Here is an 11,977-nt window from a genome sequence, read left to right as displayed (position 1 = left end):
GCCCCAGCCGGAACGACCACCACAGACGCCGGCACCGGGCCGAGCATGGCCTCCCCGGCCGGCGGCGGGGACACGGAAGGCGCCGGTAGACAACGCGGCAGCCAACCCGGCACCAGCAACGCTGCAGCCGGCGACGGCAGCGGCCGTCCTGACACCGGCGATGAGGTTCAACGCGTTGCCGGGGACCAGATCACCGATGAATTCCTCGGGCTCGCCACGCTCTTCGGGTCCGACGAGCTAACTGCAGACCTCGGAATCCCGGACGCCCTGGCAGCGGTGTCCCTGGAGGCGAGCAGCGCCGGCACCCAGGACAACAGCACCGGCCAAGCGGGAACCTGCACCACCACCGCGTTTCCTGACGCCATCCCCGAAGCCGGGAAAGTCCCCAGACCCCGCGCCGACGTGCTGGTCACCGTCCCCGTGTTCGCCCTGCTCGGCCTGACCGACGAACCGGCCATCCTGGACGGCTACGGCCCGATCCCCGCGTCGATGGCGCGCAAACTCCTCGCCGACGGAGCCAATTCCTTCACCCGCGTTCTCATCGACCCGCGCGACGGCGCCCCGCTGGAAATCGGCCGCACCAGCTACCGGCTCACCAAAGCCATGCGGCAAGCCCTCACCCTTCGGGACGGCAAATGCACCTTCCCCGGCTGCAACAACAACGCACTCGACAACGAAGCCGATCACCTCCAAGCGTGGAACCACGGCGGAAGCACCGGGATCAGCAACCTGGCACAGCTCTGCCCGAAGCACCACCGCCTGAAGCACAACAGCGGCTGGACACCCACACACGCAACAGAAACCGAACCGCCTTGCTGGACCTCACCCACCGGCCGCACCTACCCCGCCGAACAACCAGGCTGGGAACCACCACAGCTGCCGCCCGCCCTGGCTGCCCTGCTGACTGACGGCGCAGCACCTGGTAACCCCGGGTCGGGCTGGTCTGCCGCTCGAAAGCGCGGCTCGCCTGCTGCTGCCACTGATGAACAGCAGGTGGTTCTGGCTGCCGCTTCGGAGGAGCGCTATCCCGCAGCAACTGCGGCCGGTACGCCTGAAGCAGGCGAAGACCTGGTCTGTCCGCCGTGGTTGGAATGGGGTGACATGGAAATTACAGACGCGGACGTGCCGGACCCGGACAACTCTGATGACGCTGGCTTCCCGGATGATCCTGAGTTGCTCGAATACGATCCAGCCAAAGATCCGTTCCCGGACTGGCTCCTATGGCTGGAGGCTGAAGAAACAGCATTGAGCCACCCGTAATAACCACGGGCGGCAAACAACGTTGTGTACTGACCCGGGCAAACGACGAGGTCCCCGCTGCCGGACTGCCCGGAAAACAAATTCGTAAAACAAACCCGGAAAACAACCCGGGAAAACGAAAGCGGCCCGGTCAGTGACCGGGCCGCTTTCGGCTGGTGCCCTCGGTAGGATTCGAACCTACGGCCTTCTGCTCCGGAGGCAGACGCTCTATCCCCTGAGCTACGAGGGCAATCCGGATTTCCTGCCGTTCCCGGCGGGACGTCCTAGAGCTTAGCAGGAAGGTGGGCTCCAAGGGAAAACCGATCCTGATCCGGCGTTGCCAACGGGTCGGGAGCACACGGAACCGAGTCATCAGTACCCGGAGAACGAGTCCACATGCACCCGCCGGGCCCCTGCTTTCCGGGCGGCACGGCGGAGCGCGGCAACGCTGGCGGGCGAACCGGAGACATACACTTCACGGCTATGAATGTCCGGAACAAGGGCCTTCAATCCTTCGTGGTCCAGCCGGGAAGCTCCGGCCGGAACGGCGCCGAAATCCACAGGGGGGTTCGATCCGTCCGCGAGCCGTACGAGGACCCGGATGCCCGCAGCCCGGAGTTCGTCAGCGTAGGCGATCTCGTCGGCGCTCCTGGCAAGAAGGAGAAGGACGGCGTCGCGTTCCCGCAGCCCTCCCGAGCCCAGGTGTGAGAGGAAAGGCGTAATGCCGATGCCGGCGGCAATGAGCAGCACGGGTTTGCGGGGGTCGCGGGGGAGGACAAAGTCACCGCCCACCGAGGTGGCCGTCAGCTCATCGCCGGGCTTCAGCGCCAGCAGCACCCTTTTGGCCGCGGATAATGGCTCGGCGGTCCGGACGCCGAATTTCACCAGGCGTTCCGCAGGTGAACCTGTCAGGCTGAACACCCGCCGTCGTCCCTTACCGTCGGACCTGACGTGCGGCAGGTCAAGCTCCATGTACTGCCCCGGAAGGAAACGCACCGGCCGGGCAGGCTCGAACGAGAACTCCGTGGTGCTCGGAGTCAGCCTCCGGCTTCCTGTGAACCGCAGCCTGACGCCGCCCCGCTGGCCCAGCAGGAAGGCAAGGAGGTTGCCCAGCAGCAACGCGGCTTCGGGAGAATTAGCGATAAATCCGAGGTTGTAGGGGACCGCGAACACAACGCCGACAACGGCGGCCAGCACCAGCTGCTGCCACCGCCGTGGCGGCAGCGTCAGGGGCTCGGTCAGCATGAAGCCGACGAAGAAGAGCACCGGCCGCTGCGCGAGTGCCTGGTAGATGCCCATCCCTGCAGTCATGCCGGCGCGGAGCAGCTCAAAGGTGATGATGGCCGTCGCAATGAGGGTGAATACTGTGGCCATCAGGACTTTCCTGGTCCGGTAAAGGACCAGCAGCACGCCGGGGACCAGCAGCCACAGCATGGCTGGCGTCGCCGCCCACCACGTGGCGATATTGAGCCCGGTAAGGCCGGTGACGAAGGCTCCGGCGGCCGCGGGGTTGAAGATGTGCCGGCCGCGCCAGGCAAGGGCGTACTTCGACGCGGATGCCAGCACGCAGGCCAGGGCAACCCCCGCCACGTCCAAAGTCTGGAAGGAAGGCCAGAAAAGGAAGTAGAGCAGCAGCCCGGTAATCAGCGACGATTCCGAGTGCGGCCGTACCCGGAACAGCGCCGCCAGAGCACGGTTGGAGGCATAGGTCAGGGCCAGGCACAAGGCCAGGTGGGCCAGCATTTCCGGGATGCCGAAGGTCAGCCAGCCCAGGACCTCAAGCAGCAGGCTGTACACGGCAAGGGCTGCCAGTACCAGGAGGATGAGCCGGTACATGGTGAACCGGCCAAGCAGGGTATCCATGCGCCCCGTGGCAGATGCGGAAGAACCGGCCTGGGGGGTCTCGACGGGGCTCATGTGAACAGTGTCCCTTCAAATTCTTCGGAATAGCCCGCGCTGCCGTCGGAGTACACGGTCAGCCACGAGAAATCGAACGATTCCTGGAGCTGTGCGCCGGGGACAAAAAAGAGCGCCGTGGCCAGCGCGTCGGCAAGGACGGCCGTCTCCGCCAGGGCCCAGGTCGCGACGGCGGTCTGCACCGGCCTGCCGGTTGTTCCGTCCAGCACGTGGTGCAGCCCATCACCCCAGGCCCGCCGGTTGGCGGCGGAAGCGCACAGTGCACGCCCGGCCAGCCGGACCACCCCAATGGCCTGGTCCGGATTGTAGGGATGCTCCAAGGCCACCGGTATTGCGGACGGGCCACGTGCCAGGAGATCACCGCTGCGTCGATGACGAAGGCGTCAACTCCCGCCGCTTCCAGTTCGGCGGCCAGCAGATCCACCAGCAGACCCTTCCCGGCGGCGCCGATGTCCAGTACCACCGGAGCGCTGGTGGTGATGGACGTTCCGTTCCAGTCCAGGACGTCGTCCCAGGCCGGGGCGGGGAGCGGGGAACCGGCCGGCCGCAGCGAGTACGCAGCGTCATACCCCAGCCGCTCCAGCTTGCGCCGATCAGGGGAGTCATGGTCCCGGCTGAGATCCGGTAGAGGGTCCGGTACAGCTTCCCGAGTTGTCCGGCCTCGTCCGGAAAGTCGTAGCGGCCAGGTGTCCGTGCCATTGCACTTACCAGGGAATCGCCACGGAAACGGGACCAGTCGGCGTCGAACTTTTCAACCCTGGCAAGGATGCGCTCCGTCAGGGACGGCGCAAGCGGAAGGGGCGAAGAAATTTCCCACTGAGTCCCGATGCCTTCGAACGATATGCCCTCCACGTCCCCTCCCGGCACCGGCTACCGGGCTTCCGACTTGATCTGCTCCACTGCCTGGTTGAAGCCGCCGCTGGTGAGTGAGGAGCCTGCCACCTTCGAAACATTGAGCTCGTCGATGTTCTTGCCCACTACCTGCGCCGCGATGCCGCCGGCAAACTCGCCCTGGAACTTGCGCGTATTGGGGTTGGAAGGGTGTTGGGTGATCTGGACATCCGTCACCGTGCCCGAAGCGAGGGACAGCTGGACGCCCACTGTCTCGGTACCGTTGGGCGAGACGTAGTTTCCGTCCGCGCTGTAGGTGCCGTCCTTGTAGGTGGAGCCGCTGCCGGCCAGGGAGGACGTGTTGGGCGATGGTGCGGCGGTGGTTCCGGCGGCGTTCCCGCCGGTGGTGGCCGGAGCCGTTTCGGTAGCGGACGGCGCACAGCCTGCCACGGTTCCCGCAAGGGACAGGCCGGCAATACCGGCGTAAACGCTCCTGCGTACGGAGGGTCTCATCAAGGCTCTCGTTTCGTCATAGGGATCACGGAGTTCAAGCGGTGGTTACGCTGATGTCAACGCTGGATCCAGCCTATTGGTTCAACCCTGTGCCACATTTGGGTTTTCCTTGTGACGGTCCTGTGTAAGGCCGTCCCCTGGAGGGCGCGCAAAATTCTTTGCTGTCACTGGCCCCCGGTAGGCTAGAGGGGTGACTCCCGAAGAACTCTCCCTCGCCATATCCGCATGCCTGAAAGACGCCGTTGCCGCCGGTGATATTGCCCTTTCAGCATCAGCTGTGCCGGATGAGGTGCGCGTGGAGCGACCCAAGAACCGGGAACACGGCGACTGGGCAACCAACATCGCCCTGCAGTTGGCCAAACAGGCAGGCACGAACCCGCGGGAATTCGCCACGATCCTCAGTGCCCGGCTGAAGTCGATCGAGGGCGTCTCGGCCGTGGACATCGCCGGACCCGGGTTCCTGAACATCACCGTTGACGCTGCCACCGCCGGCGCCCTTGCCAAGGTGATTGTCGAAGCGGGCACGCAGTATGGGACCAACTCCGCGCTCGCCGGCCGCACCGTGAACATGGAATTCGTTTCCGCGAACCCCACCGGCCCCCTGCACATCGGCCACACCCGCTGGGCCGCCCTGGGCGATTCCATCGCGCGCGTGCTCCGTGCGTCGGGCGCCGACGTCACGGCGGAGTACTACATCAACGACGCCGGTTCGCAGATGAACACCTTCGCCAAGTCTGTCTACTCCCGGCTTCACGGCCTCCCCGTGCCCGAAGGCGGGTACCCGGGCCAGTACATCGCCGACCTCGGCCACGAGGTCCTCACCGCGCATCCGGACATCCGCGAACTCACGGAAGTTGCCGCGCTTCCCGTCATCCGCGCCGCCGCGTACGAGGCACAGATGAAGGACATCAAGGCCACGCTCGCGGACTTCGGCGTCGAGTTCGACGTGTTCTTTTCGGAGCAGGAACTGCACGACGCCGGCGCTATCGAAAGTGCCGTGGCGCGCCTTCGCGAGCAGGGCCACGTGTTCGACGACGGCGGTGCCGTCTGGCTGCGGACCACGGACTTCGGCGACGACAAGGACCGGGTGATGATCCGCGCCAACGGCGAGCCCACCTACTTTGCCGCGGACGCCGCGTACTACCTCTCGAAGAAGGACCGCGGCTTCACCGAAAAGATCTACCTGCTCGGCGCCGACCACCACGGCTACATCAACCGGCTGAAGGCGATCGCCGCGGCGGCCGGGGACGACCCCGAGAAGAACATCGAGGTGCTGATCGGGCAGCTGGTGTCCGTTAACGGCGCCAAGCTCTCCAAGCGTGCCGGCAACATCATCGAGCTCAAGGACCTGATCGACTGGCTGGGCAAGGACGCCGTGCGGTACTCGCTGGCCCGCTTCCCTGCAGATTCTCCGTTGACACTGGACCCCGAGCTGCTGAAGAAGCACAGCAACGAGAACCCCGTGTTCTACGTCCAGTACGCCCACGCACGCTCGCGCGGCGCGGCACGGAACGCCGTGGCAGCGGGAGTGGAGCGCACGGTGGACGGCGAAGACCGCTTCGACGCCTCGCTGCTGGACCACCCCACCGAAAACGAGCTGCTCTCGTACCTGGGCAGCTACCCTTCCGTGGTGGCCAAGGCTGCGGAACTGCGTGAACCGCACCGTGTGGCGCGGCACCTTGAGATCATCGCCGGCGCTACCACCGCTGGTACGATGCCTGCCGCATGGCGCCCATGGGCGACGACCCCGTGACCGATGTCAACCGCACCCGGCTGTGGCTCAACGATGCCACCAGCCAGGTGCTGGCCAACGGCCTTGACCTGCTTGGCGTTTCCGCGCCGGAACGGATGTGAGCAACATGAGCGTGAAAGCTGAAACAACCGCGCACACCGGAAACGCCGCATCCCCCCTGGCACCCGGCTGGCTGGCCGTTCCGGCCGACCTCAACGCCCTGCAGGAACCAATGTGGGCGGGCAGCGTGGAACGGAACGACGCCGGGTCCCTCACCGTTGGTGGCGTCACCGTCCAGGAACTGAAAGAACAGTTCGGCACGCCCCTGTTCGTAATGGACGAGGCGGACTTCCGTGCCCGGGCGCGTGCTTTCAAGGACTCCTTTGATGCCGCCTTCGCGGAGATCTGCGGCGGCGTGGATGTCTACTACGCCGGAAAGTCCTTCCTCTGCACCGCCGTGGTGAAGTGGGTTGAGGAAGAAGGCCTGCGGCTGGATACCGCTTCAGGCGGCGAACTGGCCGTCGCTGCCCGCGCGGGCATCGCGGGGGAGCGTGTGGCCCTGCACGGCAACAACAAGTCCGACGCCGAGATCAACCGTGCCCTGGACATGGGACTGGGGCGCATCGTGGTGGACAGCCTGGACGAACTGGTGCGGGTGGGCGATATCGCCCGGGTCCGCGGGGAACAGGCAAAGGTGATGCTGCGGCTCACGCCGGGTGTCCACGCCCACACCCATGAGTTCATCGCCACCGCCCATGAGGACCAGAAGTTCGGCCTCTCCATGGCGGCGGACACCACCGACCAGGCCGGCCTGTCCGCGGCGGAGGAAGCGGTGGCTGCCGCTTCGGCCCACCCCGGCATCGAACTCCTGGGCCTGCACTGCCACATTGGCTCGCAGATTTTCGAGCCGGACGGCTTCGCCCTGGCAGCGGAGAAGCTGCTGCGCTTCCTGGCAGCCATGCAGGAAAAGTACTCCATCGTTATGCCCGAGCTTGACCTCGGCGGCGGCTACGGCATCGCCTACACCCCGGTGGACACCCCCCGCCCCGCAGCCGAGATCGCGGAGGCGATGGCCGCCGTCGTGCGTTCCACCTGCGCGGAACTGGGCATCGCCTCGCCGCGCATCTCGATCGAACCCGGCCGCGCCATCGTGGGCAGCACCACCTTCACGCTTTATGAAGTGGGGACGCTGAAGACGGTGCGCGTCGACGCGCCGGCCGGCTCCGGTGCAGGTGAGGACGGTAACAACGTTACGTATCCGCGCCGCTATGTGTCGGTGGACGGCGGCATGAGCGACAACGCCCGTCCGGTGCTCTACGACGCGGATTACTCGGCGATTCTGGCCTCGCGCACTTCCACGGCGGCGCCGCAGCTGTCCCGCGTAGTGGGCAAACATTGCGAGAGCGGCGACATAGTTGTTAGAGATGTATATCTGCCCGAGGACGTGGCAGCCGGTGATCTGCTTGCTGTACCGGGAACCGGCGCTACTGCTGGGCCCTCTCAAGCAACTACAACTATCTGGCCCGGCCGGGCGTAGTCGCGGTGCGCGACGGATCTGCCCGGCTGATTGTCCGCGGGGAAACCGAAGAAGATCTGCTGAACCGCGACATGGGAGCCTGAAGTGACGGAAATGCGAACCCTGAAAGTGGCCCTGCTGGGCTGTGGCAACGTTGGGGCCCAGGTTGCGCGGATCCTGATTGAGGACGCCGACGCCCTTGCTGCCCGCACCGGAGCGCGCCTTGAGCTCAGCGGCATTGCCGTGCGCAACCTGGGCACCAAGCGCGACGTCGAGCTGCCGCAGGAACTGTTCACCACGGATGCCGAAACCCTGGTCAAGGACGCCGACCTGGTGATCGAGCTGATGGGTGGGATTGAGCCTGCCCGCACGCTGATCCTCTCCGCGCTGAGCAACGGCGCCTGCGTGGTCACCGGCAACAAGGCACTGCTGGCCCAGGACGGCCCCACCCTGTACGAGGAAGCGGACAAGGCCGGCGTGCAGCTGTCCTACGAGGCCGCCGTCGCCGGAGCCATCCCCATCCTGCGGCCCATCCGCGACAGCCTCTCCGGCGACCGGATCACCCGCGTGCTGGGCATCGTGAACGGCACCACCAACTTCATCCTTGACCAGATGGACTCCACGGGCGCCCAGTTCGCCGACGCCCTCGCCGAAGCCCAGCGCCTCGGCTACGCCGAAGCGGACCCCACCGCCGACGTCGAAGGCCACGACGCCGCGGCCAAGGCCGCCATCCTGGCCACGCTGTCCTTCCACACCCGGTTCGCGCTGGAAAACGTCCACTGCGAAGGCATCACCAAGGTCAGCGCCGCGGACATCGCCGCGGCGAAGGACGCCGGCTTCGTTATCAAGCTCCTGGCCATCGCCGAGAAGCTCACGGATGCCGACGGCGGCGAGGGCATCTCCGTCCGCGTCCACCCCACGCTCCTGCCCCGCGAACACCCGCTGGCCGCCGTCCGCGGCGCATTCAACGCCGTCTTCATCGAGGCCGAAAACGCGGGTGAGCTGATGTTCTACGGCCAGGGCGCTGGCGGCACCCCCACCGCGTCCGCCGTGCTGGGCGACCTCGTCTCCGCTGCGCGCCGCCTGGTTCTCGGCGGACCGCAGCGCACCGAGACCACCACCGGCCATGTTCCGGCCCTGCCCATCGACGCCGCCGTGACCAGCTACTACATCGGCCTCGACGTTGCCGACCAGCCCGGCGTCCTGGCCAAGATCGCGCAGATCTTTGCCGAAAACGGCGTCTCCATCGAAATCATGCGGCAGACCATCCACCGCGACGCTGAGTCCAACGTGGAGTCCGCCGAACTGCGGATCGTCACCCACCGCGCGTCAGAGGCCGCCCTCGCGGCCACCGTCGAGGCCGTGAAGGGCCTTGACGTGATCAATTCAGTTACATCCGTTCTGCGGGTAGAAGGAGTCTAAGTGGCTCACCAATGGCGCGGCGTAATCCGCGAATACGCTGACCGTTTGCCCGTGACGGAGTCCACCAGGGTCATCACCCTTGGCGAGGGCGGCACCCCGCTGGTGCACGCGCAGAAGCTGTCCGAACTCACCGGTTCCGAGGTCTACCTCAAGGTGGAGGGCATGAACCCCACCGGCTCCTTCAAGGACCGCGGCATGACCATGGCCATGACGGCCGCCGTCGAAGCCGGCGCCCAGGCTGTTGTCTGCGCCTCGACGGGCAACACCTCTGCCTCCGCTGCCGCATACGCCACCGCAGCGGGCCTGAAGTGCGCCGTGCTGGTGCCCGAAGGAAAGATCTCCATGGGCAAGCTCAGCCAGGCCATCGCCCACGGTGCCACGCTGCTCCAGGTGGACGGCAACTTCGACAACTGCCTCGATATCGCCCGCAAACTGGGGGAGTCCTACCCGGTGTTCCTGGTGAACTCCGTCAACCCCGCCCGCATCCAGGGCCAGAAGACCGGCGCGTTCGAAATCGTCGACGCGCTCGGCGACGCCCCGGACATCCACGTGCTTCCCGTGGGCAACGCCGGCAACATCACCGCCTACTGGAAGGGCTACAAGGAGTACTCGGCTCCGTTCGAGTCGAAAACCGCAGGCACGCTTCCCGCCGTCGCGACCAAAACCCCTGCCATGTGGGGCTTCCAGGCCGCCGGTGCCGCGCCGTTCGTTGCCGGCCACCCCATCACCGAGCCGGACACCATTGCCACCGCCATCCGGATCGGCAACCCCGCCTCCTGGGACGGCGCCATCGGCGCCCGTGACGAGTCCGGCGGGCTCATCGGCGCTGTCACCGACGAGGAAATCCTGAACGCCCACCGCTGGCTGTCCTCCCGCGAGGGCGTGTTCGTGGAGCCCGGCTCCGCGGCCGGCGTCGCAGGCCTGCTCAAGAAGCACGCCGCCGGCGAGGTTCCCGCCGGGAAGACCATCGTCATCACCGTCACCGGGCACGGACTCAAGGACCCGCAGTGGGCCCTGCGCACCGAAGACGGCAGCGACGTGCAGCCGGTCAAGGTACCCAACGACGTCGTGACCGTTGCTGCTGAACTGGGACTGGAAGAAAAATAACCTTGGACACCACCTCGCAGGCCGCCGTCGGACTGCAACTCATCGAGGCCGGCCAGCGCGTCACCGTCAGGGTCCCCGCCACCTCCGCGAACCTCGGTCCCGGCTATGACAGCCTTGGCCTCGCGCTGGCGCTGCACGACACGCTGACCGTGGAAAGCCTCGACACGGACGAACTCGTGTTCGACCTTCGAGGCGAAGGCGCCGACACCCTGCCGCGCGATGCCAGCCACCTGGTGATCCGTGCCATGGACGCCGCCTTCGAACGGCTGGGCTTCCGCCACGGCGGCCTCAAGGTGACGGCGGAGAACGTCAACCCGCACGGGCGCGGCCTCGGTTCGTCCGCCTCCGCCGTGGTGGCTGCCGTCTCCGCGGCCAACGCCATGGTTCCCGCCGGCAGCCAGCGCGGACAGGACTGGATCCTCCAGCTCACCAGCGAGCTGGAGGGCCACCCGGACAACGTCGCTCCCGCGATATTCGGCGGACTGGCGCTGTCATGGCAGGACAGTGACCAGTACAGCAGCACCAGCGCCACCGTGGCCGGATCGGTGATCCCCATCGTGGCGGTCCCGGACTTTGAACTGTCCACCGAGGCGGCCCGCGCCCTGCTCCCGGCCAGCGTGGGACACCACGCCGCAGCATGAACTCCGGCCGGGCGGCACTGCTGATCCACGCCCTCACGCAAAAGCCGGAATTCCTGCTGGCAGGCACCGAGGACTACCTGCACCAGAGCTACCGGGCGGAAGCCATGCGGCCAAGCGCAGCGCTGATCGCAGCACTCCGCGCCGCCGGCCATGCAGCGGTGGTTTCCGGCGCGGGTCCCACCGTCCTGGTCCTGGCAAACGGTGAAGCTGAAGCCGCCGAGGCCCTCGCTTTCATCGAGACCTTCACTGCGGCCAACACGCCGGATGTAGGCTGGCGCGTTCTGAAGCTGGCAGTGGACGTTGAAGGTGCTAAGGTGGACATGCACCGGCGGTAATTCCGCCTATCTGATCTGCTCCTGCATTCAGTTGCTATTTGATCTCCTACTGCGAATGCATTCCGGTGCCACCTGCTTGGTCTGACGCAGGAACCTGCAGCATCCAACTGCCCCTGAAAGCGTCAGCCCGGCGTTCCGCCATGGGCGGAACGCAAGGTGAATCAGTATCCGGCCCTGCTGGCCGAAATCCAACCGGCAAGGCCGAAACCCCGGCTGCAGATCTGAACTGCAGCCCAGATCAAATCATCGCGCCCAGCTCCCAGTCTGGACGCCGTCGAGGGGGAAGGATCCTTCGTGACCGAAACCACTGAGCTGTCACCAGCTGTGGAACTATCTTCAGCAGCCGAATCGCCGGCAGCACCCGCCAAGAGCAGCGGCCTTGCCGGCCTGAAGCTCGCCCAGCTGCAGGCCCTCGCCAGCCAGCTGGGTATCTCCGGCGGTTCCCGCATGCGCAAGGGGGACCTGGTAACGGCGATTTCCGCCCATCGCGCCGGCACCCCCACCACCAAGGCATCCGCCAAGGCTGCTGAAAAGGCCACGGCCACGGCTGCTCCTGCTGCCGCCGCGCCTGCCGCCGCACCGGAAGCTGCGGAAGCCCCTGCTGCTGAAGCCCCGCGGACCCGCGGCCGCGGCCGCAGCCGCCGGGCTGTCAGCGACGGCGTGGTTGCCCCGGCAGCAACCGAAGCAGCTGCTGAGGCGCCGGCAGCGCCCGCTTCGGTGGAAG

General features: G+C 66.5%; 6 protein-coding genes, 1 tRNA gene and 4 pseudogenes. 7 read left to right on the top strand and 4 right to left on the bottom strand.

Going from position 1 to position 11,977, the window contains the following annotated elements:
• The coding region (locus G205_RS21460; protein WP_009359569.1) for an HNH endonuclease signature motif containing protein at positions 1-1,260 on the top strand (1,260 nt) is incomplete at its 5' end.
• A gap of 153 nt (positions 1,261-1,413) precedes the next feature.
• Here the strand turns inward: G205_RS21460 and G205_RS19730 are convergent.
• The 4 genes and pseudogenes from G205_RS19730 to G205_RS19715 all read right to left on the bottom strand — a co-directional run bounded on the left by G205_RS19730 (position 1,414) and on the right by G205_RS19715 (position 4,500).
• A tRNA-Arg gene (locus G205_RS19730) sits at positions 1,414-1,489 on the bottom strand.
• A gap of 122 nt (positions 1,490-1,611) precedes the next feature.
• Positions 1,612-3,156 carry a ferredoxin--NADP reductase gene (locus G205_RS19725; protein ID WP_009359568.1) on the bottom strand — a complete coding sequence of 515 codons (1,545 nt, stop codon included), beginning with the start codon at positions 3,154-3,156 and terminating at the stop codon, positions 1,612-1,614.
• Positions 3,153-4,023, bottom strand: a pseudogene (locus tag G205_RS19720) (FAD:protein FMN transferase). The gene G205_RS19725 and the pseudogene G205_RS19720 overlap by 4 nt, the downstream one beginning before the upstream one ends.
• 3 nt (positions 4,024-4,026) lie before the next feature.
• Positions 4,027-4,500: an FMN-binding protein gene (locus G205_RS19715; protein ID WP_009359565.1), complete on the bottom strand. Its 474-nt coding sequence runs from the start codon at positions 4,498-4,500 to the stop codon at positions 4,027-4,029.
• A gap of 190 nt (positions 4,501-4,690) precedes the next feature.
• On the opposite strand from G205_RS19715, the pseudogene argS reads away from it, so the two are divergent.
• The 6 genes and pseudogenes from argS to G205_RS19685 form a co-directional block, all read left to right on the top strand.
• Positions 4,691-6,354: pseudogene (argS, locus tag G205_RS19710) on the top strand (arginine--tRNA ligase).
• Between the two features lie 5 nt (positions 6,355-6,359).
• Positions 6,360-7,852: pseudogene (gene lysA, locus G205_RS19705) on the top strand (diaminopimelate decarboxylase).
• Between the two features lies 1 nt (position 7,853).
• Positions 7,854-9,170, top strand: a complete 1,317-nt coding sequence (locus tag G205_RS19700; protein WP_009359561.1) for a homoserine dehydrogenase — start codon at positions 7,854-7,856, stop codon at positions 9,168-9,170.
• Positions 9,171-10,277 (top strand): threonine synthase, encoded by a 1,107-nt coding sequence (thrC, locus tag G205_RS19695; protein WP_009359560.1) that lies wholly within the window; start codon positions 9,171-9,173, stop codon positions 10,275-10,277.
• Between the two features lie 2 nt (positions 10,278-10,279).
• Positions 10,280-11,253 (top strand): annotated as a pseudogene (thrB, locus tag G205_RS19690) (homoserine kinase).
• Between the two features lie 294 nt (positions 11,254-11,547).
• On the top strand, positions 11,548-11,977 hold a 430-nt coding region (locus G205_RS19685; RefSeq protein WP_009359559.1), incomplete at its 3' end, for a Rho termination factor N-terminal domain-containing protein.

The organism is Arthrobacter nitrophenolicus (assembly GCF_000332815.1).
Classification (GTDB): domain Bacteria; phylum Actinomycetota; class Actinomycetes; order Actinomycetales; family Micrococcaceae; genus Arthrobacter; species Arthrobacter nitrophenolicus.
Note: the sequence above shows the minus strand (reverse complement) of the source record. Positions and strands in the feature narration are given on the sequence as shown.

Excerpts from the sequence above, each read along its gene's own strand:
- G205_RS19725 (WP_009359568.1), bottom strand. The coding sequence starts at position 3,156 with ATGAGCCCCGTCGAGACCCCCCAGGCCGGTTCTTCCGCATCTGCCACG.
- G205_RS19715 (WP_009359565.1), bottom strand. The coding sequence starts at position 4,500 with ATGAGACCCTCCGTACGCAGGAGCGTTTACGCCGGTATTGCCGGCCTG.